The sequence below is a fragment of the Arthrobacter sp. 05T47 genome (assembly GCF_056395825.1).
On sequence record NZ_JBFTKG010000006.1, the window covers coordinates 1 to 21642 of the forward strand.

Sequence of the window (21642 nt, forward strand, 5' to 3'; positions counted from 1 at the left end):
GTCCGGCGACTTCGCACGCTTCCGGCGAACTCGCGGGACCGCGCCCACGAGCACCCACTGCCTCCCGCCACCGAGCCACCGCGCCCCCCTGCCCACGTCCTCCGCCCCTCCGGGCCCACCCGGCCCACGCTCCCGCCCCGCCCGGCCCACGCTCCCGCCCCGCCCGGCCCACCAACGCTCGAGTTCGCCGGTAGCGTGCCAGGCCGCCGTAAACGTCCGGCGACTTCGCACGCTTCCGGCGAACTCGCGGGACCGCGTCCACGAGGAGCCGAACAGAAAAAAGTTCTTGACAAATAAAATTGTCGGCAGGCAGACTGGAAGCATGTTGGACATCGAAGTGATCGAGGATCCGGCCGCGGCGGAGGCTTCGCTGGACCCGATCCGGACCAGGATCTTGCACGAGCTGGCCGAGCCCGGATCCGCCACGCAGCTCGCCGCGAAGGTGGGCCTGCCGCGGCAGAAGGTGAACTACCACCTCAAGGCCCTCGAACGGCATGGCCTCGTCGAGCTCATCGAGGAACGGCGGCGCGGCAACGTTACCGAACGCATCCTGCAGGCGACGGCGGCGTCGTACCTTATTTCGCCGGCGGCGCTGGCTTCCGTGGCGCCGGACCCGCACCGGTTCTCGGACCGCTTTTCCGCGTTCTGGCTGCTGGCGCTGGCCGCCCGCATGGTCCAGGAGGTGGGGCAGCTGATCGCCGGGGCAGCCGCGGCCAGGCAGAAGCTCGCCACGTTTGCCATCGACGGCGAAATCACCTTCCGCTCGGCGGCGGACCGGGCAGCCTTCGCCGAGGAACTCGGCGTCGCCGTGACCCGGCTCGTGGACAAGTACCACGACGGCGGACATGGCGCACAGGGCTCCCCGGCGGATTCGCCGCCGCCGGGACGCAAGCACCGGCTTGTCGTCGCGCTTCATCCGTCCCTGAAGGCGCCGGAAGCCAACGCAGCGCCCGCAAGCGCATACATTGCAACGCCACAAGAGACCAACTCACAAGAGACAAACCCACAAGCTAAGGAGCAGGACAATGACTGACAAGCGGAATTTCGAAATCGTCTACGACACCGAACTGCCCGGCACCCCGGAACGCGTGTGGGAGGCCGTCACCAAGGACACGCCGGCCTGGATGTTCCCCACGGACCAGTGGCCGGCAGTACGGACCGTTGACGAATACCCCTCCCATCTGGTGTCCCGGATGGACGGTCCGGACGGCTGGTTCAACCAGCTGGAGCATGTCCTGGAACCGCTCGACGGCGGCCGTGCCCGGCTGCATTACGTGCACAGCGGAATCTTCGCGGACAACTGGGACGAGCAGTACGACGGCGCCAGCAAGCACACGGCGTTCTATCTGCACACCCTGGGCCAGTACCTGAAGTACTTCGACGGCAAGCCCGTGGTCTTCACCGATATCCAGGCCCCCGCTGCCTCGCAGACCCCGGACGGCTTCGACCGGCTCAAGAAGGCCCTTGGCGTCGCCGGCTTGGCAGAGGGGGACACGGTGGTGGTGGAGCTCGACGGCGTCGGTCCGCTCGCCGTCGAGGTGGACTTCTCCAACGAGAACTTCCTCGGGCTGCGGACCGCGGACACGATGTACCGCTTCTTCGGCCGCAACGCCTTTGGCGCGCCGGTCGGGATGACCGTCCACGACTTCAGCGGCGCCGGGGACAGCGCCGCGACTGCGGAGGCCTGGGCCGGGTTCCTGGACAGCGTCTACGCCTAAGCCCGCGAGGCACTTCCTCTCTGGCGACGCGCACCTGCCCTGTCGACACCCGAACTCGGGAGTCGACAGGGCATATGCGCAGCGCAGGAATAAAGCCGCGTCACGCGACGGGTCTGGCGGGGTGCCGCGCCATGGGATTTACGCGATAGCGACGGCGGGCGGGCTGGTGAGGTCCCGCCGCAGCTGCGGGGACGCCTCCAGTCGGTCCTGGGCTGAGCGCAGCGCCAGCACGGCGGTCCCCAGCTGCTCCGGGGCCAGGGTGAACGGCACTCGGAGGTAGTGTTCGAAGGCCCCACCAACACCAAACCTGGGACCGGCCGCGAGGCGGATGCCGAAGTCCGGGGCGATCACCGTCAGCGCCGTGCTGAGAGGAGCGGGAAGCCGGCACCAGACCGACAACCCGCCGCCGGGCCGTTCCGCCTGCCACGTCGGCAGGTTCTCGGCGATGAGCCCCAGCAACGTGTCCCGGTTGGTACGGAGCGAGGCGAGCCGTTCGGGCAGGGGCTCCCTGAGGTCGTTGACCAGATGGGCCGCCGCAAGCTGCTCCACGACGGGACCTCCCAGGTCCATGGTGGTTCGGGCGGCGGCGAAGCGCTGGATGAGTGACTCGCCGGCCCGGATCCACCCGGTCCGCAGGCCTGCCCAGTGTGACTTGCTCAGCGAACCGATGGACACCACGGCCGGACCGAATGCGGCCAGGGGCGTGGAGGGCGCGCCGTCGAGGTTGAGCTCCCGCATGGTCTCGTCCACCACCAGCACGGTGCCCGACGCGGACGCCGCCCGGACCAGCTGCCGGCGCTGGGAATCCGGCATCAGCCGGCCGGTGGGGTTGTGGAAGTCGGGGACCACGTAGGCCATGGCCGGGCGTTGCTGCCTCAGCGCGGTCTCCAGAGCATCGATGTCCCAGCCGGCGTGGCCGCCATGGTGTGCCGGGGGCATGGCCACCGGGACCGGCCGGCAACCCGCAGCCCGGATCGCGTCGAGGGCGTTCGGGTAGCTGGGATGTTCCACGAGCACCTTGGTCCCCGAACGGCCGGCCAACGTGCGGAGCACAATGTTCAGGGCATGCTGAGCGCCGGACGTGACCAGAATCTGACCGGCCGTGGTCGGAACCCCTGCTGCGGTGTAACGGGCCGCAATCGCTTCGCGGAGCGGGCCCACCCCCAGCGCGTCGTAGCCGAAGCCCGGCAGCAGCGCCGGCAGCTCGGTCAGTGCCGCGGCAAAAGCCCGGTGCACCACCTCGCCGCTGGCCGGCAGCGAGGCGTAGGCAAGGTCCAGCAACCCGTCCGGAACGGCCAGTCCGGGCGCCCCGCTGAGTTCGGACCGGCCATCCGTTGCGGTTCCCCGCGGTCCGCGGTGGGGAATGCAGGTCCGGCCGCGGCTGCCCTGGCCGCTGCTCAGGAATCCCTGGTCGCGCAGCAAGCTGTAGGCAGCGGTCACCGTGGTGCGGCTGATGCCGAGCGTGGCGGCCAGCGACCGCTCGCTGGGCAGGGCAACGTCGAGGGCGACGCGACCGTCGAGGATGAGCAGGCGGACGACGTCGGCGAGCTCGCGGTAGGCGGGGGCGGCGCCGAGGTTCCACTGGCCCAGCAGGCGAGCCAGGGACCCCGGAGTCAAAGAGACGGACATCAGGCCAGTATTTCAGACTGGCTATGGATTGCAAGGCCAGTTTTCGTGGAGGATGGACACCATGTTGACCCGCAGACTCTTCCAGCTCCTCATTGGCCTGGCCATGTACGGCGTTTCGCTCGCCATATTCATCCGCGCCGGGCTGGGCCTGGACCCCTGGGACGTGTTTCACCAAGGCCTTGCGATCAAGACCGGGTTGAGCATCGGCACCGTCGTGGTGATCGTCAGCTTCCTCGTGCTGCTGCTGTGGATTCCGCTCCGGCAGTGGCCCGGCGTCGGTACGCTGTGCAACGCCGTGCTCGTGGGAGTCTTCGCCGATATCGGTTTGGCCCTCATTCCGGAGGTCACGCATCTCGGCGGGCAGATCGGCATGCTCGTGGGGGCCATCGTGCTCAACGGCATTGCCTCGGCCTGCTACATCGGCGCACGGCTGGGGCCCGGGGCCCGCGACGGCCTGATGACGGGACTCGCCCGCCGGACCGGCTGGTCGATACGAACGTCGCGGACCGGCATCGAAATCGTGGTGCTCGGCGCCGGCTGGCTGCTGGGCGGCTCGGTGGGTGTGGGCACGGTGCTCTACGCGCTGGCGATCGGACCCCTTGTGCAGCTGCTGCTGCCGCGGTTTACCGTTCCTGAGGTGCGTCCTGCCGAAGAGGCCGGGGCTGAACCGGCGACGGCCGCACCAACCGGGGCTGAAGCGGCGACGGCCGAAGCGGCGGTGGCTGAATCAAGCCGGGACGAACCAACCGGGGCCGAACCGGCCGGGGCTGAATCAAGCCGGGCCGAACCGGCCGCCATTGCCGGGACGGCCGTGCCCGCGGCGGCAGCCGGCGGTCCTGCGGGCTGATCCGCCGCTCGGAGCGCCGTCAGCCGGCGCCGTCAGCTGGCGCCCTCCGGCGGGGCGCCCTCCGGCACGGCGTACGGCTGACACGTGGGGCAGTAATAGATGTCCCGTTCCTCGATGCCGGCGCCCTTGCCGAGGACTCCGCGGCGGATGGGGGTGCCGCATTTGAGACACGGCTGGTGCTCGCGCCGGTAGACCCAGTAGCCGGGGCGCCCGGCGGTGCGGCCCACTGGTACGCCCCGGGCGTTCAGCACGGTGGTCCGGCGGCCCGCGCCGAGATTGGCGGAGAGCAGGATCTGGGCGTCGGTGATCAGGGCCGCAAGATCCGTCACCGCGGAGACCGGCGACGCCGGATGGACTCCGGCGAGGAAGCAGGCCTCGCAGCGGTAGATGTTTCCGATTCCCGCCAGCTTGCTCTGGTCCAGCAGGGCGATCCCGATGGGCACGTCCGGGGACGCGAGCAGACGGCGTTCGGCCTTGGCCGCGTCCCAGTCCGGGCCCAGCAGGTCCGGACCGAGGTGCCCCACGATGGCGTCCTCCTGGTCGGTGCGGACCACTTCAAGAATGCCAAGCGAGAACCCGACGGCGTCGGCCGTGGCGGTGCGCAGAACGCAGCGGGCCGTGAAGCCGGGCTTCCGCCAACGGCCGCCGGACGGGTAGACCTGCCAGCTGCCTTCCATCTTCAGGTGTGAGTGGATGGTGAGCCGGTCCTTCGGCGTCGGGCTCTGCACCCGCATCAGCAGGTGCTTGCCGCGGGGCACCACCTCGTCCACGGTCCAGCCGCCGAGTTTCAGGGTGGCGAAACGGGGGACCCGGAAATCGGAGGACACCAGTTCCTTGCCGGCCAGTGCGGCATGCAGCTGTGCCGCGGCGCGAAAGACGGAATCGCCCTCAGGCACGGATCCTCAGTCCCTTCGGTGTGGAGTAGGCCCCGGCCTGGGCAAGGGCGGCCGCGATCGGGGTGTCCAGAATGCCGTGGCCGTTGACCTTTTCCATGATCAGCTTGTCCACCGCGCCGCGGGTCACCACTCCCACCAGCGCCGCACCGGCCGCGGCCAGAACCTCGGGGTCGTCGCTGAACGCGAGCAGGGTCTTGCCGCCACGCTCCACATAAAGGGCCAGGGCGCCATCGACCAGCACCACCAGGGCGCCGGCCTTCCGGCCGGGCCGGTGTCCCGTGCCGGCGTCGACATTCAGCGCGGGCCACGGGAGGGCGGCGCCGTAGGGATTGGCGGGATCGGTCGCGGCGAGGGCCAGTGCCACGGGCTCGGCCTTGTGCAACTGGGCGTCTTCGACGTAGGACCGCAGCCGGTCCACAGTGGCCGGCACGGCGAACTGCGCCGCGCCGAGGTGCTCGATGAAGTACCCGCGCCGGCAGCGTCCGGCCTCTTCGAGCCGGGCCAGTACCTTGTACATGAGGCCGAAGCCGCCGAGGATGTTCTCGGCCATGACCGAGCCGCGGGTGACCACGCCGTAGCGGTCCAGGAGCAGTTCCGCGGTTGCCCGGGCGTGGATGGTGGGGTCGAGCTCGGGGGAGGGCAGCGCGGACCAGCGTCCGGCGGCAAGCGCCGGCGCGGGGGCGGTGCCGGTCACGGAACCGTACCGGCCGCCGGTGAGGCCCGGCGATCCCAGCAGGCCGGTGCCGTGCGCCCGTCCGAGCCGGCTGAGCCGGGGCGCGCGGGCCCGCGGTGCGCGCCCCACCTGCCGGTGGGCCGTGTGGCCACCGGCGATCAGGGCCCTGACGGGGGCAAAGGTGTCGCCGGTAATCCGGCCCGCCCAGGCGAGATCCCAGAGCGCCGTCACTACGTCCTGGTCGCTGAGCACCGAATCCATGCCGCCGGCTACCTCGGTCAGCTGCCGGAAGAAGTAGCCGCCGCCGTTGTTCTGCAGGTGCTCCAGGAGCCGCTGCTGTGCGTCGCCTGGTTCGAAATCGACAGCGGGGTTCAGCGTCAGCTCGGCGGAATCGGCGAGGTGCAGGCTGACCCAACCGTCGTTGCCCGGCAGTGATCCGGCACCGGACCAGAGGACTTCACCGGCTGCCATGAGTTCGTCCAGCATGGCCGGCTGGTAATTGGACACGCGGCTGGCCAGGACCAGTGGCTCCCATGCCGAGGCAGGAATGGGGACGCCGGAAAGCTGGTCGACGGCGGTAATGATGCCGTCCAGGCCGCGCAGGGCGGACTGCCCGCGGCCGCCGGTGGTCCGCACATTTTGCCAGGCGGGAAGGAACCGGCCGTACGCGGCAGTGTCTACGGGTTCGACTTCGGCGCGGAGCGCGGCGAGCGAACGCCGGCGCAGCTTGCGGAGGACCTCGGCGTCGCACCATTCGCTGACGGCCGCCAGAGGCAGAACGACGGCCGGCGCGGAGGCCGATGCCCCTGCAGCGCCGGAGTGTTCACTGTCGGATCTCTCAAGACCGGTTCCCTCAAGTCCGGTTCCCTGAACGCCGGATCCGGCAACGCCCGCTGCTGCCGTGCCTGCCGGCGGCGACGCGTGCGGACGGAACTCGCCTTCCACCACGCGGCCGTCCGCGGCCAGCCGCTTCAGCGCCGTCCCGACGACGGCGACGCCGAGTCCCAGCCGCGCCGCGGCTTCCGCGGCGGTGAACGGTCCGTGCGTGCGGGCATAGCGCGAGACGAGGTCCCCGAGCGGGTCCGCGACCGGTTCGATGAAGGCCAACGGCACGCCCATCGGTAGGGGGACGCCGAGGGCATCCCGGAGCCGGGCGGCGTCCTCGACCGCCGCGTAGCGTTCGGCGCCGCCGATGTTGACCTTAATCGCCCGGTTGGCCCGCTGCAGGGCGGTGAGGTGGGCCTCGGCGTCGGCTTCGGTCGCCGGAGTCTCCACCGGCCCAACCGACGGGGTTTGGTCCGGACCGGCGGACACGGCTGTCTCCCCGCCAGGCTGGGCGGTCTCCGTAGCCTCGGGCGCGGCCGGGCCCGCCGCCGGCTCCAGGCGGGCGGCAACTTCGCGCGGCGAGAGCGGACCCAGGAGGCGCAGGAGGTCCGCGACGCCCTCGAGCCCGCGCACCTGCCGGTCCCGGGCCAGGCGCTGCAGTTCACGCTCGGTGGCGTCGATGACCTTCGCGTCCAGCAGTTCGCGCAGCTCCACGCGGCCCAGGAGCTCATTGAGCAGGGTGGAATCGAGGGCCAGGGCGGCGGCACGGCGCTCTGCCAGCGGCGAGTCGCCCTCGTAGAGGAACTGGGCCACGTAGCCAAACAGCAAGGACTTCGCGAACGGGGAGGGCTGCTGCGTGGTGGTCTCGACGATCCTGAGCTCGCGGCGCTCCACTGAAGCGGCAATGTCCTTCAAAGCGGGAAGGTCGTAGACATCCTGCAAACATTCCCGGACCGTCTCGAGCACAATCGGGAACGTCGGGTACTTCCGGGCAACGTCCAGCAGCTGCGCCGAGCGCTGCCGCTGCTGCCACAAGGGCTGCCGCTTGCCCGGGTTCTGCCGCGGCAGCAGCAAGGCACGCGCGGCGCACTCACGGAACCGGGAGGCGAAGAGTGCGCTGCCGCCAACCTCCGCTGTCACAATCTGCTCGAGTTCCTCCGGGTCGAAGAGGAACAACTCGGCGCCCGGCGGCTCGTCTTCCATCATGGGAACGCGCAGCACAATGCCGTCGTCGGCGGCCATGGCCGAGCCGTCCATCCCGTAGCGCTGGTGCAGGCGCTGGCCCACGGCCAGCGCCCACGGTGCGTGCACGGGCAGTCCGAAGGGGCTGTGCAGCACCACCCGCCAGTCGCCGAGCTCGTCGTGGAAGCGTTCCACCACGAGGGTGGTGTCGCTGGGGACCACGTCGGTGGCCAGCCGCTGTTCGGCGAGGTACTGGATCAGGTTGTTCGCGGCGAAGTCGTCCAGGCCGCTGGCCTTGCAGCGCTCGGTTGCCGGTCCGACGTCGGACGCCGCCAGTTCGCGCATGAACGCACCGAGGGCGCGGCCCAGGTCTACGGGCCGGCCGAGCGAATCGCCCTTCCAGAACGGGAGCTTGCCGGGCTGTCCGAACGCCGGCGACACCAGGACACGGTCGTGCGTGATGTCCTCGATCTTCCAGCTGGTGGCGCCGAGGGCGAAGATGTCCCCAACCCGGGATTCATAGACCATTTCCTCGTCGAGTTCGCCCACCCGGCGCCCGCCCTTGGCCGCGGCGGCGGCCGGGCTGGCGGCCCTGCCATCTGCGCTGGCACCGCCAGACCCGGAGCTGCCAGACCCCGAACCGCCGGTGCCCTCGACCTCGGTGCCGATGATGTACACGCCAAACAGTCCGCGGTCCGGGATGGTCCCGCCGGAGGTGACGGCGAGCCTCTGCGCGCCGGGCCTGCCCTCGATGGTCCCGGCGTTCCGGTCCCAGATGACCCGGGGACGCAGCTCCGCGAATTCGTCGGAGGGGTAGCGTCCGGCCAGCAGGTCCAGGGTGGCCTCGAACGCGGAGCGGGGGAGCGAGGCGAAGGGCGCTGACCGCCGGACCGTGGCGAACCATTCCTCCACGTCGATCGCCCCAAGGGCGGTAGCTGCCACCGTCTGCTGGGCCAGGATGTCCAGCGGGTTGGCCGGGATGCTGAGCCGCTCGATCTTGCCGTCAAGCATTCGTTCCACGGTGATGGCCGTGTGGACGAGGTCTGCCCGGTGTTTAGGGAACAGCACGCCCTGGGAGATTTCGCCGACCTGGTGGCCGGCGCGGCCCACCCGCTGCAGGCCGCTGGCCACCGAGGGCGGCGACTCGACCTGCACCACCAGGTCCACGGCGCCCATGTCGATGCCAAGTTCGAGGGAGGACGTGGCCACGACACAGCGCAGCCGCCCGGATTTCAGGTCATCCTCAATCAGGGCGCGCTGGTCCTTGGATACGGAGCCGTGGTGGGCGCGGGCCAGCACGGGATCCGCGCCCGCCGTGCTGCCGGCCTGCGCCATCATATGGGCCGGTGTGGCAGTGGACGTGGGCAGCGCAGCGGCACCGCCGGACGGCACTCTGCTGGGCGAGGCAGTATTGGGCACGGCAGCCGGCATGGCATCCGGTGCGGCTTCGAAGTCCGGCGCGCCGGCGCCAAACTCGGCCCAGCCGCCGCCGGCTGCCATGAGCTGGCGTTCGGTGTAGATCTCGTTGAGCCGGGCGGTCAGCCGTTCGGCGAGGCGGCGGGAGTTCGCGAAGACGATGGTGGACTGGTTGGCCAGCACCAGGTCCACGATCTTTTCCTCCACATGAGGCCAGATGGAGGCCTGGGGCTGGAGCCCGGAGGCCGGACCGGAATCGAAGGCCGCGGCGGCACCCTGAAGATCGGACATGTCCTCCACAGGAACAGAGACGGTGAGGTCCCAGTTCTTCCGCGACGGAGGGGCCACAATTTCCACCGGCGCCGACCCTGCGAGGAACTGCGCCACCAGTTCCTTGGGTTCCACGGTTGCCGACAGGCCGATCCGCTGGGCGGGCTTGGGCAGCAGCGCGTCCAGGCGTTCCAGGGACACGGCCAGATGCGCCCCGCGCTTGGTGCCGGCGACGGCATGGACCTCGTCGACAATGATCGTGTCCACCTCGTCGAGGGTTTCCCGGGCCCTGGACGTCAGCATCAGGAAGAGGGATTCCGGTGTGGTGATGAGGATGTCGGGCGGGTGGCTGAGGAGCGAACGGCGGTCGGCCGCCGTCGTGTCCCCGGAGCGGACGCCCACGGTAATGAGCGGTGCGGGCAGGTCCAGGCGTTTGGCGGTCTGCGTGATGCCGATCAACGGTGCACGGAGGTTGCGTTCGACGTCGACGCCGAGAGCCTTGAGCGGGGAAATGTACAGCACCCGGGTCTTCCGCTGGGCTGCCTTCCGCTGGGCTGAATTTGTCCGTGAGCCCGTCCGGCGCCCGCCCTTAACAGCCGTGTCCAGGCCGGGCAGGGCCTCGGGCTCGGCGGGGGCGGAGGTTAGCAGCCGGTCCAGCGCCCAAAGGAACGCAGCGAGCGTCTTGCCGGAGCCTGTAGGGGCGACGACGAGGGCGTGCGCACCGGAGGAGATGGCATTCCAGGCGCCGCTCTGGGCCGGGGTGGGCGTGGAAAAAGCGCCCAGAAACCATTCCCGGGTCGGTCGGCTGAACCGGTCCATGGCGTTGGCCGAAAGTGCGCCGCCGGCGAGCTCCTGCCCCTTCATTCCTCCATCATGCCCTACCCCACTGACACTATTTGCCGGGCACGTTGACGGCCGCCCATGCTGGCCCGGAAGCTCCGGTCGCTCCCTGGCGTTCGATGCCGGGAGGCCGGCGGGCCCGGTGCTACTTCGGTTGGAAGGCCCCGACGGTCAGCAGGTTGATCTCGGTGTTCGTGCAGGCGTCCAGCTGCTGCGCGACGAACAGCGAAGCCGTGTCATCGGGCGGGTAGACCCTGAATCCAGCCGCCGGCGTGCGGGTGCAGTCCGGATAGTTGGCGGCCTGGGTGTAGCGCAGCGTGGCGGAGCCTGCCTTCCCGGGGGCGAGCATGACGTCGGAGACCGGGGTTGAGTCATCGCGCGTGGCGGCAGCGCCGATCGGCTCTCCATCCGCCCCGGCTGTGAGGGAGACGCCCGCATAGCCCTTCAACAGGCACGGTTCGGTGCCGGAGTTAGTCAGGATCAGCTGCATGTAGACGCTGCCCGCCGCTCCGCCGCCGCTGGCGTCGGTGGTTGCCGTCAGGCTGGCGGCCTTGCACAGGGCGGGGCCGGACTGGGCCGCCTGAGAGGACGCGGCGGCGGGCGAGGATTCCGTGGCCGTCGCGGAGGCCGAGGGCTCGCTCGAAGTGCTGGCGGAAGCGGTGGGCGGGGAGGTGGCTGGCTGGGGCTGCGCCGAACTGCCCCCGCAGCCGCTAAGGAAGAGAGCCGCCGCGGCAGCCGATGTCACAACCAGTGCGTGCTTCATTCGCTGAGACCTCATGGCTCAACAATTATGCCCGCCGTTGCCTTAGTCAACGATGCCACGGCAACCTGGCCATATTGATGCCCGGATTGTGATTTCCGGGCATCAGCCGAGGTCAGGTGGCCAGGGAGGCGCTGCTGCTAGTCGGTCTCAGGGCCGGAGCAGTAGTGGCAGTCCTCCGGGCAGGAGGCGGTGCCGGCGGATAGTGGATCCGTCCAAGCGGCAGCGCCGGCGGTGGGGTTTGCCCACTGGATTGGCGGCTGAAGCGCGTTTACCGGCTGAAGCGTGTTTAGCGTCTGCGCCGTGGCTTCCCTTCGATCAGTGGTCAGCATGGCGGGCTCCTTCGGCGTCTGCAACGCTCAGTTCGAAGCCGTCGGCAATGTGGAACAGCCGCCGGTGCCCGCCCTTGGAGACCACCCACACGACGGCGCCGTCGGCGGTTCGCGTGTCCACGCGGCCCGCGTGCTCCAGGCGGCCGTCCCGGTGGACGTGGACGGCGTCGCCGATCTCGACGTCGTCCCACCGGGCGGGGCGGCTGGAGAGCCGGTTCTTCTGCAATGTCATGAGGATTCCTGAAGGGTCACGGGCAAACGATGATGTGATCCAGCTAACCGTGGGAAGCCACTTACCCTCAATGGCCAAGTGAATGAAGCACTGCCGCCCCGTTGTGCAGGAGTCCAGACGCTCGGTATCCAGCACTAGCCGTTCGGGTGCGCGTCAGCGCCAGCCGCTGGAGTGTGGCTGGCCCGCCGGGCCAGCCAGGCAAACGTGGGTGGTGGCGGCGGTGGAACGGTGCGGGCCCCTGGCCCGGCGCTGTCCGCCGAGGCCCGGCGCCGGCGCAGTTCCAGGGCGAGGCTCTGCTGGCCGCGTGCCATCGCCCAGCGGTGGTTGGCGGCGAAGCCGGGCTTGAGCAGCCAGCTCAGCCGGCGCAGCAGGGGCTTGGCGGCGCTGACCCGCCAGTCGTAGGTGATGACCGTTTCCGGTCCGTCCGGCTCGAAGGTCCAGCGGCCGGTGCCGTTGAGGTCGCCGGCTGCGGTGAGGGCGAAACCGCGGGGAGTGACCGGCTCCGTAACCGTGAGGGTCCAGCGGAGCGTGTAGGGCAGCCAGCCCTTCGTGTGGAGGCGTACAGGTCCGGGCATTCCGGGCCCTGGCTCCGGGCCGCCGGCCACGGGCTCGGCGCTGAGGTAGACGGACGGCCACCAGCGGGGCATGGCCGTGGCCTCGCTCAGGACGGCCGCGACCTCCTCCGGCGTGCCCGCCACGCGCCAGACGGTCCTGAACTCGTAGTCTGTGCTGCCCATCGGGGCCTCCTTTCAGCCCTGCGTGGATGCCCTCACTATCAATTCGGGCGGAAAGACCACCTGGGTGGGTGCAAAGCCGTCTTCTGCTGCCGCCTCCTGGAGCAGCAGTTCCAGCGCGGTGGAGCCGATAAGGGCACTGGGCTGCCGGATGGAGGACAGCGGCACGACGGCGGCGGCGGCGAACTCGATGTCGTCGTAGCCGATCAGGGCGATCTCCTGCGGCACCTTGACGCCGCCCATGAGCATGAGTCCCTGCAGGGCGCCCACGGCAAGCAGGTCGTTGGCTGCAAAGATCGCATCCGGGCGTTCGGCTTCGGGCCGTGACCGGATGGACTCACCGGCCGCCCTGCCCGAAAGTACGGTCAGGGATTCCGTGGCGATGACCTCGAGTGTTGCGCCCGCGACGGCGTCGATGGCCTTCCGCGCCCCTGCCAAACGGTCCGCCACCTGCCGGATGCTTGCCGGGCCGCCAACAAACGCGATCCGCCGCCGGCCCAGCGACAACAGGTGGGCCGCGGCCATCTCCCCGCCCGCCAGGTCGTCCACGGCCACCGAGGAGAAGCTCATGTTCTCTGTCTGCCGGTCCACGAGCACCGTCGGGATGCCCCGGCGCCGGAGCTGCTCCAGCCTCGGGATGACATTTCCTACCGGGGACAGCAGCACGCCCCGCACGCGCTGCTGCTCAAAGAGGTCCAGATACGCGGATTCCCGGCCCTCGTCCTCGTTGCTGTTGCCGACGAGGACGGTGAAGTTCTCCGCGGCGGCGCGGTCCTCCGCGCCCCGGGCCAGATCCGAGAAGAAGGGGTTGGCGGCGTCCAGGACCACCAGGCCGATGCTGTGGCTCATGCCCGCGCGCAACTGGCGCGCGGCGTCGTTCCGGACGAAGCCGAGCTTGTCGATGGCGGACTGGACCCTGATGGTGACTTCGGCAGAGACCTTCTCCGGCCGGTTCAGCACATTGGAGACCGTCCCGACCGAGACGCCGGCCAGGGCCGCGACGTCCTTGACGCTCGCTGAAACCATTTCCTGTGCTCCTGAAGGTGGACGCCGCAGCCCTTGGGGCCAGGCGGCGCGTACGCAAAATACTCACTTCAGGATACCCGTCCGGGATCCAATTTGAACCCTTTCATTGAAACGAATCAAAAGCYGCGTAATGGATGCGTGACGGCAGTTGACGTGTTGATTTGAAGACCTTATGATTCAAATCACAACTGGTTATGAAACGATTCATTCCAGCGTTCACTAAGGCAGTGTTCACTAAGCCCCAAAGGTGCGGTCAATTTTATGCAGCAGACACACAGTTCCCGGTCCGGCCCCGCTGAGGGGGAGCAGGTTCCGGTTCTCTCGCTCTCCCACGCAGCCAAGACTTTCGGCCCGGTGGTCGCCTTGGCCGACGGCACCATCCACATCGAGGCTGGCGAAATCCACGCACTCGTCGGCGAGAACGGCGCCGGCAAATCCACGCTGGTGAAAATCCTCGCAGGCCTGCACCATCCCGATTCCGGCGACTTCCAGGTGGCAGGCCAGAGCGTCCAGTTCCGCAATGTTGCCGAGAGCAAGGACGCCGGAATCTCGGTCATCTACCAGGAACCCACACTCTTCCCGGACCTGAGCGTCGCGGAGAACATCTTCATCGGCCGCCAGCCCAAGGGCCGTTTCGGGCTCATCAGCAAAGCGATCATGGTCAGGGAGGCGCGCAAGCTGTTCGAGCGGCTTGGCGTTCCGATCGACCCGACCCGCATCGCCGAAGGCCTGTCCATCGCGGACCAGCAGATCATTGAAATCGCCAAGGCCATTTCGCTGGACGCCAAAGTCCTGGTGATGGACGAGCCCACGGCAGCCCTCAGCGGCGTCGAGGTGGAACGGCTGTTCTCCGTGGCCCGGAGCCTCCGGGACCGGGGGACCGGCATCCTCTTCATTTCGCACCGTTTCGACGAGGTCTTTGACCTGTGCGACCGCATCACCGTAATGCGGGACGGCCGGTACATCTCCACCCACCGCACGGCCGACGTCACCGTCGAGCAGATCGTTCGCGAGATGGTGGGCCGCGACATTGGCGCCTTGTTCCCCAAGACCCCTGCCGAGATCGGCGACGTGGTCCTGAAAGTGGACGGCCTCAGCCGCGCCGGGGTGTTCCGCGATATCAGCTTCGAGGTCCGCGCCGGGGAAATCGTTGCCTTGGCCGGCCTCGTCGGCGCCGGCCGCACCGAGGTGGCACGCGCCGTATTCGGTATCGACCCCTACGACGCCGGCGATATCACCTTCGAGGGACGCAAGCTCAAGCCGCGGAATCCCCAGGTGGCCATCACCGCCGGCATGGGCTTCGTGCCGGAGGACCGCCGCAAGCAGGGCCTGGTGATGGACTTGTCCGTGGCCCGGAACGTCACGCTCACGCTGCGCAACAAGTACACGACGGCGGGGCTGATCAACGGGGGCGCCGAGCGGCGCGCGGCCCAGGAATGGAGCAAACGGCTCCAGGTGAAGACCGGCTCGCAGGAGTACGCCGTCTCCACGCTCTCCGGCGGCAACCAGCAAAAGGTGGTGCTCGCCAAGTGGTTGGCCACGGACCCGCGGCTGCTGATCATCGACGAGCCCACCCGCGGCATCGACGTCGGCACCAAGAGCGAGGTGCATCGGCTCATTTCGGACCTCGCCGGGCGCGGGATCGCGATCCTGATGATCTCCTCCGAACTGCCCGAGGTCCTCGGCATGGCTGACCGCGTCCTGGTCATGCGCGAAGGCCGGATCACCGCCGAACTCGACCGTGCCGATGCGAATCCCGAATCGGTCATGCACGCCGCCACGTCTTCCGCAGGAGGAACCCTGTGAGCTCAGCTCTGGACCACAAGAACGCAACGACGCCGGCACCCGCAGCCGGCGCCCGGGACGCCGTCGCCTCGCTGCTGCGGATGCGCGAACTCCCAGTGCTGATCGCGCTGGCACTGCTGGTACTCGTCACCTACCTGATCAACCCGCTGTTCCTCACCGCGCAGGGCGTGAAGGACCTGCTGCTCAACGCCACGATCATCATGATTCTGGCGGTAGGGCAGACCCTGCTGATCATCACCAGGAACATCGACCTTTCCGTCGGCTCCATGCTGGGGCTGGTCGCCTTCGGCACCGGCACCCTTTTCTCGGCTATGCCCGACGTGCCGATTATCGCAGTCTTTGTGATCGGCATGGCCTTCGGGGCGCTGCTGGGCGCCGTCAACGGCGCCCTGGTCACCCTGGCCAAAGTGCCCGCCCTGGTCATCACACTCGGGACGCTCTACGTGTACCGCGGCCTGAACAACGCCTGGGCCGGCGGCAAGCAGTACTTCGCGGGCGACCGTCCGGAGGAGTTCGGCGCCCTCTCGGTGAACACCTTTCTGGGGTTCCCCGTCATCACGCTGCTGGCCATCGGCGTCGTGATCGCCGTCGCCATCTACATGTCCGGCACCCGTCCGGGCCGTGACCTGTACGCCATCGGCTCGGATCCGGACGCGGCCACTGCCTTCGGCATCAAGGTCTCCAAGCGCGTGTTCCTCGCGTTCCTGGCCAACGGCGCGCTCGCCGGGCTGGCCGGGGTGCTCTACGCCAGCCGCTTCAACTCCGTCGGAGCCACCACCGGCACCGGCATGGAACTGACCGTGGTGGCGGCCGCCGTCGTCGGTGGCGTAGCGATCTTCGGCGGCAGCGGATCGGTGACCGGGGCCGCGCTCGGCGCCGTGCTCCTGACCACCATCACCAGTTCCCTGACCGCCCTGCGGGTGGACAAATTCTGGCAGCAGGCGATCGTCGGCGTACTGATCCTCACCGCCATCATCATCGACCGCGTGGCCAGCCTGCGCACAGCCAAGAAACTGCGGATTAGCGAGGCTCGCAATGTCTGAAACCACGTCCACCACCAGCACGGCGCCGGCCGCCGTGGCTGACAACACCAAGCCGCTGGCCAGCGAACCGAAGGGCCGGACCGGCGCCGCACGGATCCTGACCGGCCGGGACGCCATCACCATCTACGCCCTGATTGCTTTCCTGATCTACGCAGCAATCGCCATCCCGCGCTTCGCCTCGCCGGTCACCACCGGCTTCCTGCTCCTGGACGTCATCCCGGTCCTGCTGATCGCCATGCCGATGACGCTGATCATCATCACGGGCGAAATCGACCTGTCCGTGGCCAGTACCGCCGGCCTGACCAGCGCCCTGATGGGCGTCCTCTGGGCCGGCGGGACGGACATATGGCTGGCCCTGGCAATCAGCCTGCTGGCAGGAATTGCCGCCGGCATGTTCAACGGCTTCCTGATCGCGGTCCTCGGCCTGCCCTCCCTGGCGGTGACCATCGGCACCCTGGCGCTGTTCCGCGGCCTGGCCCTGGTCATCATCGGCGACAACGCCGTGGCCAACTTCCCCAAGGCGCTGACCGCCTTCTTCACCTCCAAAATCGGCGGCACCGGCATCCCCACGGTGATGATCGGCGTCGTCGTGGTGATGGTCTTCTTCGGCGTGCTGCTGCACTTCACGCCGTTCGGACGCGGCCTCTATGCGATGGGCTACAGCAAGGAAGCCGCCAGCTTCGTCGGCATCAACGTGGCCCGCAGCAAGTTCTGGCTCTACGTCGGGTCCGGCGCCGTCTCGGCGCTGGCCGGCATCTACTGGACGCTGCGCTACACCAGCGCCCGCAGCGACAACGCCTCCGGCCTGGAACTGGCCGTCATCGCCGCCGTCCTGCTCGGCGGCGTGTCGATCTTCGGCGGCAAGGGCTCCATCCCCGGCGTCATCGCCGGTGTCCTGCTGATCGGGACGCTCAACTACGCCCTTCGCCTGGCCCGGGTGTCCGACGTCGTCCTCATCACGGTGACCGGCCTGCTGCTGATCTTCTCGGTGGTGGCGCCGAGCATCGGCTCCGCCATCAGGCAATGGCGGCACACCCGCCGCGTCCGCCGAAGTTTCACCCGCAAGGCCACCTGAAATTTGCACACCAGCACCACCACAAACCGCGCCCGCCTGGGGCCGGCCGTACCGACCGCACGAAGGAAAAGGGAAGAACAATGATGTTGAACCGCAAGAACAAGGGCCGGACCGGCCGACTGGGAAGCATGGTGGCCATCACCGCCGTGGCCGCACTGGCGCTGACAGCCTGCAACAGCGGCTCTGCATCCTCCAGCGACACCAGCAGCCCCTCGGCAGGCGGCGGGGACCAGAAGATCACCTTCATCCCCAAGCAACTGAACAACCCGTACACGGACGTCGTCCTGGGCGGCGGCAAGAAGGGTGCCACCGAGGCAGGATTCGCCTCCTCGCAGGTCGTCGGACCGCTGGAAGCCTCCGCCTCCAGCCAGGTTTCGTTCATCAACGCCGAGACGCAGGCCGGCACGAACGTCATCGCGATTGCCGCCAATGACCCCGACGCCGTCTGCACGGCCCTCGGCGAAGCCCGGTCCGCTGGCGCCAAGATCGTCGCGTTCGACTCGGACACCAATCCCGACTGCCGCGACGTCTTCATCAGCCAGGTCGTCGCCAAGGACGTTGCCCTGATCCAGACCAAGCTGATTTCCGAGCAGATCGGCGGCAGCGGCGAGATCGCCATCCTGTCCGCCACGGCCAACGCCACCAACCAGAACGAGTGGATCAAGTACATGGAGGAGGAGCTCGCCTCCAACCCCGCGTACAAGGACATCAAGCTTGTGGCCAAGGTCTACGGCGATGACAACGACACCAAGTCCTTCCAGGAAGCCCAGGGCCTCATGCAGGCGCACCCGAACCTGAAGGGCATTATCTCCCCGACCACCGTGGGCATCGCCGCCACCGCCCGTTACCTCTCAACGTCCGCGTACAAGGGCAAGGTTGCCCTCACCGGGCTGGGGCTCCCGAATGAAATGCGGCCCTTCGTGAAGGACGGCACCGTCAAGGAGTTCGCCCTCTGGGATCCGGCACAGCTTGGCTATGTTGCGGCCTTCGCTGGCAAGGCCCTCAAGGACGGCAAGATCACCGGCGCCGAAGGGGACACCTTCACCGCCGGCGAGCTGGGCGAACGCAAAGTCGAAAAGGGCGGCTTGGTGATCGTCGGCCCGCCGACCGTCTTCAACGCCGAGAACATCGACAAGTACAACTTCTAATCCGTTCCTGACCCATACTGAGCGGCCGGGCGGGCCGCCGACAGCCCGCCCGGCACCTCTCCTTCTCCTACTTCTACATCTGTTCCACATCACCGGTGCCACAGCACCGGGACCACGGCGCCCTGCTCCGCCGCCGTGCCCGGAAACCGCGTTCCGGAGCCCCAGAACCCCCATTTCATGCCGGAAGGCCCCCACATGAACCAGAAACAACCGGTAGATCGGCTGCTGCATCCGCACCGCCGCCGCCCCACCCGCATCGGGCTGGTCTCCGGCGGTCTGGGCGCCTACTGGCCCCAGTTTCCAGAGCTGTTGCCGCAGCTGCGGGACTCCGTCCGCTACGTCACCAGCCGCTTCCAGGGACTCGACGCCGACGTCGTCGACACCGGCTTCATCTCCGACGCGCAGGAAGCCGCCGCGGCCGGCGAAAAGCTCCGCGTCGCGGACTGCGACCTCATCGTCATCTTCCTCACCACGTACCTGACGTCCTCCATGGTCCTGCCCATCGCCCAGCGGGCGAAGACCCCCGTCCTGGTGATCGACCTGCAGCCAACCGAAGCGATGGACCATGCCAACTTTGACACCGGCAAGTGGCTGGCCTACTGCGGCCAATGCCCGGTGCCGGAGGTCGCCAACGTCTTCCGCCGGGCCGGGATCGACTTCCGCTCAGTCTCCGGGCACCTCAAGCAGGAGTCCGCCTGGGAGCGGATCACCGCGTGGGTCCACGCCGCCGGCGTCCGCGCCCGGCTCCGCAATGCCCGGCACGGGCTCATGGGCCACCTCTATCCGGGCATGCTGGATGTCGCCACCGACCTCACCACCGTTTCCACCACCTTCGGCTCCCACGTGGAGGTGCTCGAATTCGATGACCTCCGCGAACGGGTCAACGCCGTCACGGAGGCGGAGGTGTCCGAACGCCTGGAGCTTGCCCGCGAACTCTTCGTTGTGGATGACTCTGTGAACGACGACGACTTCGCGTGGGGTGCGAAGGTGTCGGTGGGCTTGGACCGCCTCGTGGAGGACTTTGACCTGGACTCCGTGGCGTACTACCACCGCGGACTGGCCGGTGAACAGCATGAACGGCTCGGCGCCGGGATGATCCTGGGCTCCTCCATCCTGACGGCCCGGGGCATCCCGATGGCCGGCGAGTTCGAGCTGCGGACCTCCATCGCCATGCTGGCGGCCCAGGCGATCGGCGCCGGGGGATCATTTACCGAGATCCAGGCCCTAAACTTCGTCGACAACGTGGTCGAAATGGGACACGACGGTCCGGCCCACCTGGCCGTGTCCGCCCAGGAGCCGCTGCTGCGCGGACTCGGCATCTACCACGGCAAGCGCGGCTGGGGTGTCTCAGTCGAATTCGATGTGCGCCACGGCCCCGTCACCACCTTCGGCCTCGGCCAGGACCCGGACGGAAGCTACGTGTTCGTCACCTCCGAGGGCGAAGTTGTCCCGGGGCCGCTCCTCCAGATCGGAAACACGACCTCCCGCGTGGACTTCGGCGGGGATCCCGGGCTCTGGGTGGACCAGTGGAGCCAGACCGGAATCGGCCACCACTGGGCCCTGTGCGTCGGCCACCGGGCCGCCGACATCAAGGCCGCCGCATCCCTCCTGGGCATCGAACACCGCCACGTGGTGCTCTCATGAGCACCCAGCGCGTCTGCTTCCAACTCCAGGTCAAGCCCCGGCTGATCGAGGAATACACCCGTCGGCACGCCGCCGTCTGGCCGGAGATGCTCCGGGCCCTCAAGGCTTCCGGCTGGAACAACTACTCACTCTTCCTCCGGCCCGACGGACTCCTGATCGGCTACTTCGAAACAGACAGCCTGACCGGCGCCCAGGCCCGCATGGCCCTGACTGAGGTGAACAGCCGCTGGCAGACCGAGATGGCCGGATTCTTCGACGACCTCGCCGGGGCGCCGGACCAGAGCTTCCTCCAGCTCACCGAAATCTTCAATCTCGAGGACCAGTTGTCCGCGGCCAACGCCCCCGGGGACAACCACCAACCGCAAAAGGAACAATCATGAACACCACAGAAACGGCCCTGGGCCGCCTCGGGGAACTCGCCATCGAGGTCCCCTCCTGGGCCTACGGCAACTCCGGCACCCGCTTCAAGGTGTTCGGCACCCCCGGCACTCCGCGCACCGTCCACGAGAAGCTGGCCGACGCCGCGAAGGTCCACGAACTCACCGGACTGGCCCCGACCGTGGCGCTGCACATTCCCTGGGACAAGGTCGATGACTACGCGGCGCTGAAGGAGTATGCAGCGGACCTCGGCGTCAGCCTAGGCACCATCAACTCCAACACGTTCCAGGACGACGAGTACAAGTTCGGCTCCCTGACCTCTTCCAACCCTGCGGTCCGCCGCCGCGCAATCGACCACCACCTCGAGTGCCTTGAGATCATGCACGCCACGGGCTCGCGCGATTTGAAGATCTGGCTCGCGGACGGCACCAACTACCCGGGCCAGGACGACATGCGCGGCCGGCAGGACCGCCTCGCGGAATCCCTGCAGGAGATCTACGCCGGGCTCGGCGCGGCGCAGCGCCTGGTCCTGGAGTACAAGTTCTTCGAGCCGGCTTTCTACCACACCGACGTCCCGGACTGGGGCACCTCCTACGCGCAGACCCTGGCCCTGGGCGAGAAGGCCTTCGTCTGCCTGGACACCGGCCACCACGCCCCCGGGACCAACATCGAATTCATCGTCATGCAGCTGCTGCGCCTGGGCAAGCTCGGCTCCTTCGACTTCAACTCCCGCTTCTACGCCGACGACGACCTGATCGTCGGCGCGGCCGATCCCTTCCAGCTGTTCCGGATCATGCACGAGGTCATCCGCGGCGGCGGCTTCGGCAAAGAGTCCGGCGTCGCCCTGATGCTGGACCAGTGCCACAACCTGGAGGAAAAGATCCCGGGCCAGATCCGCTCCGTGCTCAACGTCCAGGAAATGACCGCCCGCGCCCTGCTCATCGACACCGACGCACTCGCCGAGGCCCAGCGCAACGGCGACGTCCTGGCCGCCAACGGCATCTTCAACGATGCGTTCTACACCGATGTCCGCCCTGCCCTGGCGCAGTGGCGTGAATCCCGCGGCCTGCCCGCGGACCCGCTGGCCGCCTTCAAAGCCAGCGGCTACCAGAAGAAGATCAACGAGGACCGCGTCGGCGGCCAGCAAGCCGGATGGGGCGCCTAGAGC

General features: G+C 68.5%; 16 protein-coding genes and 1 pseudogene. 10 read left to right on the forward strand and 7 right to left on the reverse strand.

Annotated features, from left to right (window positions below):
* The first annotated feature begins 322 nt into the window (after positions 1–322).
* Together AC1DEY_RS06915 and AC1DEY_RS06920 are read left to right on the forward strand one after the other, a co-directional pair.
* Positions 323–1033: a helix-turn-helix domain-containing protein gene (locus tag AC1DEY_RS06915; RefSeq protein ID WP_476867303.1), complete on the forward strand. Its 711-nt coding sequence runs from the start codon at positions 323–325 to the stop codon at positions 1031–1033.
* Positions 1026–1718, forward strand: coding sequence for an SRPBCC family protein (locus AC1DEY_RS06920; protein ID WP_476867304.1), 693 nt, complete (start codon positions 1026–1028; stop codon positions 1716–1718). The genes AC1DEY_RS06915 and AC1DEY_RS06920 overlap by 8 nt, the downstream gene beginning before the upstream one ends.
* A 138-nt stretch (positions 1719–1856) precedes the next feature.
* Here the strand turns inward: AC1DEY_RS06920 and yczR are convergent, their stop codons facing one another.
* A complete protein-coding gene (gene yczR, locus AC1DEY_RS06925; protein WP_476867305.1) occupies positions 1857–3347 on the reverse strand; it encodes a MocR-like transcription factor YczR in 1491 nt (496 codons plus the stop codon).
* 61 nt (positions 3348–3408) lie between these two features.
* Between yczR and yczE the strand changes: the two are divergent.
* Positions 3409–4032 (forward strand): annotated as a pseudogene (gene yczE, locus AC1DEY_RS06930) (membrane protein YczE); the annotation flags it as partial.
* Between the two features lie 194 nt (positions 4033–4226).
* Here yczE and AC1DEY_RS06935 read toward each other — a convergent pair.
* The 6 genes from AC1DEY_RS06935 to AC1DEY_RS06960 form a co-directional block, all read right to left on the reverse strand.
* Positions 4227–5090, reverse strand: a complete 864-nt coding sequence (locus tag AC1DEY_RS06935; RefSeq protein ID WP_476867306.1) for an Fpg/Nei family DNA glycosylase — start codon at positions 5088–5090, stop codon at positions 4227–4229.
* Entirely contained in the window at positions 5083–10320 is a 5238-nt protein-coding gene (locus tag AC1DEY_RS06940; RefSeq protein WP_476867307.1) for an Lhr family helicase, read from the reverse strand. Before AC1DEY_RS06940 ends, AC1DEY_RS06935 begins: the two co-directional genes overlap by 8 nt.
* A 121-nt stretch (positions 10321–10441) precedes the next feature.
* Complete coding sequence (locus tag AC1DEY_RS06945) at positions 10442–11059, reverse strand: DUF4232 domain-containing protein (protein ID WP_476867308.1); 618 nt, start codon at positions 11057–11059, stop codon at positions 10442–10444.
* 315 nt (positions 11060–11374) lie between these two features.
* Positions 11375–11620, reverse strand: coding sequence for a hypothetical protein (locus AC1DEY_RS06950; protein ID WP_476867309.1), 246 nt, complete (start codon positions 11618–11620; stop codon positions 11375–11377).
* 134 nt (positions 11621–11754) lie between these two features.
* Positions 11755–12357, reverse strand: coding sequence for an SRPBCC family protein (locus AC1DEY_RS06955; RefSeq protein WP_476867310.1), 603 nt, complete (start codon positions 12355–12357; stop codon positions 11755–11757).
* A 12-nt stretch (positions 12358–12369) separates the two neighbouring features.
* Positions 12370–13380, reverse strand: coding sequence for a LacI family DNA-binding transcriptional regulator (locus tag AC1DEY_RS06960; protein WP_476867311.1), 1011 nt, complete (start codon positions 13378–13380; stop codon positions 12370–12372).
* Positions 13381–13641: 261 nt separating this feature from the next.
* Here AC1DEY_RS06960 and AC1DEY_RS06965 point away from each other — a divergent pair, with 261 nt between their 5' ends.
* The 7 genes from AC1DEY_RS06965 (at position 13642) to rhaI (ending at position 21639) form a co-directional block, all read left to right on the forward strand.
* Positions 13642–15186 carry a sugar ABC transporter ATP-binding protein gene (locus AC1DEY_RS06965; RefSeq protein ID WP_476867312.1) on the forward strand — a complete coding sequence of 515 codons (1545 nt, stop codon included), beginning with the start codon at positions 13642–13644 and terminating at the stop codon, positions 15184–15186.
* Positions 15183–16229, forward strand: coding sequence for an ABC transporter permease (locus tag AC1DEY_RS06970; protein ID WP_476867313.1), 1047 nt, complete (start codon positions 15183–15185; stop codon positions 16227–16229). Before AC1DEY_RS06965 ends, AC1DEY_RS06970 begins: the two co-directional genes overlap by 4 nt.
* Positions 16222–17304 (forward strand): ABC transporter permease, encoded by a 1083-nt coding sequence (locus AC1DEY_RS06975; RefSeq protein WP_476867314.1) that lies wholly within the window; start codon positions 16222–16224, stop codon positions 17302–17304. The genes AC1DEY_RS06970 and AC1DEY_RS06975 overlap by 8 nt, the downstream gene beginning before the upstream one ends.
* A gap of 80 nt (positions 17305–17384) precedes the next feature.
* A complete protein-coding gene (gene rhaS / locus AC1DEY_RS06980; RefSeq protein ID WP_476867315.1) occupies positions 17385–18452 on the forward strand; it encodes a rhamnose ABC transporter substrate-binding protein in 1068 nt (355 codons plus the stop codon).
* Positions 18453–18647: 195 nt separating this feature from the next.
* On the forward strand, positions 18648–20096 hold the full coding sequence (locus AC1DEY_RS06985) for an arabinose isomerase (RefSeq protein WP_476867316.1): 1449 nt from the start codon (positions 18648–18650) through the stop codon (positions 20094–20096).
* Complete coding sequence (locus tag AC1DEY_RS06990) at positions 20093–20476, forward strand: L-rhamnose mutarotase (RefSeq protein ID WP_476867317.1); 384 nt, start codon at positions 20093–20095, stop codon at positions 20474–20476. The genes AC1DEY_RS06985 and AC1DEY_RS06990 overlap by 4 nt, the downstream gene beginning before the upstream one ends.
* On the forward strand, positions 20473–21639 hold the full coding sequence (rhaI, locus tag AC1DEY_RS06995) for an L-rhamnose isomerase (protein WP_476867318.1): 1167 nt from the start codon (positions 20473–20475) through the stop codon (positions 21637–21639). Before AC1DEY_RS06990 ends, rhaI begins: the two co-directional genes overlap by 4 nt.
* The last annotated feature ends 3 nt before the right edge of the window (positions 21640–21642 follow it).

Bases quoted from the DNA above. Each gene is read 5' to 3' on its own strand.
- AC1DEY_RS06915 (WP_476867303.1), top strand. From the start codon at position 323: ATGTTGGACATCGAAGTGATCGAGGATCCGGCCGCGGCGGAGGCTTCG.
- AC1DEY_RS06920 (WP_476867304.1), top strand. From the start codon at position 1,026: ATGACTGACAAGCGGAATTTCGAAATCGTCTACGACACCGAACTGCCC.
- yczR (WP_476867305.1), bottom strand. From the start codon at position 3,347: ATGTCCGTCTCTTTGACTCCGGGGTCCCTGGCTCGCCTGCTGGGCCAG.
- AC1DEY_RS06940 (WP_476867307.1), bottom strand. From the start codon at position 10,320: ATGAAGGGGCAGGAGCTCGCCGGCGGCGCACTTTCGGCCAACGCCATG.
- AC1DEY_RS06945 (WP_476867308.1), bottom strand. From the start codon at position 11,059: ATGAAGCACGCACTGGTTGTGACATCGGCTGCCGCGGCGGCTCTCTTC.
- AC1DEY_RS06950 (WP_476867309.1), bottom strand. From the start codon at position 11,620: ATGACATTGCAGAAGAACCGGCTCTCCAGCCGCCCCGCCCGGTGGGAC.
- AC1DEY_RS06955 (WP_476867310.1), bottom strand. From the start codon at position 12,357: ATGGGCAGCACAGACTACGAGTTCAGGACCGTCTGGCGCGTGGCGGGC.
- AC1DEY_RS06960 (WP_476867311.1), bottom strand. From the start codon at position 13,380: ATGGTTTCAGCGAGCGTCAAGGACGTCGCGGCCCTGGCCGGCGTCTCG.
- AC1DEY_RS06965 (WP_476867312.1), top strand. From the start codon at position 13,642: ATGCAGCAGACACACAGTTCCCGGTCCGGCCCCGCTGAGGGGGAGCAG.
- AC1DEY_RS06975 (WP_476867314.1), top strand. From the start codon at position 16,222: ATGTCTGAAACCACGTCCACCACCAGCACGGCGCCGGCCGCCGTGGCT.
- rhaS (WP_476867315.1), top strand. From the start codon at position 17,385: ATGATGTTGAACCGCAAGAACAAGGGCCGGACCGGCCGACTGGGAAGC.
- AC1DEY_RS06985 (WP_476867316.1), top strand. From the start codon at position 18,648: ATGAACCAGAAACAACCGGTAGATCGGCTGCTGCATCCGCACCGCCGC.
- AC1DEY_RS06990 (WP_476867317.1), top strand. From the start codon at position 20,093: ATGAGCACCCAGCGCGTCTGCTTCCAACTCCAGGTCAAGCCCCGGCTG.
- rhaI (WP_476867318.1), top strand. From the start codon at position 20,473: ATGAACACCACAGAAACGGCCCTGGGCCGCCTCGGGGAACTCGCCATC.